Here is a 1,333-nt window from a genome sequence, read left to right as displayed (position 1 = left end):
GATTGATGACGCTATCCCGGGTTTAAAGTTGTCATTAAATGGTACAAATGATGGTGCACCAGCGAGTCTGGTCATAGCAGATGATCACTCTGCAGTGATAGAGAAAGTGTCTGAGTTTGTTGAAAAGTTTAATGCCTTGCAGACTCTGATTAACGAAAATACCGAGTTTGACCCGAGTAGCGGTGTTGAAGCTGGCATATTATTGGGTGACTCAACGACTCGAAGTTTAATGAATCAGGTGCGCAGCGTGTTAGGTACTACCGTTGCTGGCCTGGAAAATGCCAATGTTAGAAGTTTGGCAGATATCGGAATTTCTACTAATTACCAGACTGGCTTGTTAGAGCTGAATGAAAGTGACTTGGCTGATAAGTTGGCTTCAGACCCTAGTGATGTTTCGGCTTTATTTAGTGAGCAGGGTCGAACAAGTGATGCTCAAGTAAGTTTTGAAACGGCAGGTATTAATACTAAGCCTGGCACATATGACATTGAGGTGACAACGGCTGCAACGCGTGGTGAGTTAGTTGGCGGGGTTAGTCTAGGTGCGAGTACAACGATCGATGCAAACAATGATGAGCTTACTATCAAGATAGATGGCGTTGAAAGTGGTGGTATTACACTCGATGCAGCGAGCTATACGCAGACGCAGCTGGCTGCAGAATTACAGTCAAAGATTAATGCTGACTCGGCGCTGAATGCTGCAGGTAAGTCTGTGACTGTAAGTTTAGATGCTTCAAACCAGTTAGTGATTAACTCTAATGTCTATGGATCGAGTTCAAAGGTTGAAGTTTCAGCTGTTGATACAAATACTTTAGCTCAACTGGGTTTGAGTGTGGCTGCTGGTACCGATGGGGTTGATGTTGAGGGTACGATTAATGGTGTGGCAGCGATAGGCTCGGGTCAAACGCTAAGTGCTGCGACGGGTGATGATTCTGAAGGCATTCGGGTTACAGTTGAAGGTACAGCAACCGGTTCTAGAGGTTCGGTAACCTATATTGAAGGTGTCGGTGAGCAGTTAGTTGATCTAATTACTCAGATTGTATCAATTGATGGTTCTTTGACAACAAAGAACGATACATTAAGTAAGTCGTTAGCAATGATTAATGAGGAGCGTTTAAAGCTTGATGAGAGAATTGAGTCTTTAACAAGTCGCTTGGCGCGTGAATTTACGGCAGCGGATATCGCAGTTTCGAAATTAAATAGTACGATGGATTTTATAAAGGCGCAGTTAGATGCGCTAGCAGGAACAGGTTCAGACAAATAAAGTTTGTTATTAATAATAAAAGAAGTAGCTAAGGAAATAGTACCTTAGTGATTGCAGGAGAATAATATGAAT

The 1,333-nt window shown here is 42.8% G+C and carries 1 protein-coding gene; it reads left to right on the top strand.

Going from position 1 to position 1,333, the window contains the following annotated elements:
- A partial coding sequence (fliD, locus tag A3729_RS27290; protein WP_156498168.1) for a flagellar filament capping protein FliD occupies nucleotides 1-1,261 on the top strand: 1,261 nt, incomplete at its 5' end.
- Nucleotides 1,262-1,333: the final 72 nt, after the last annotated feature.

The organism is Oleiphilus sp. HI0043 (assembly GCF_001634935.1).
The sequence above is the reverse complement of the archived record's forward strand: the minus strand, read 5'-3'. Positions and strand labels throughout refer to the sequence as shown.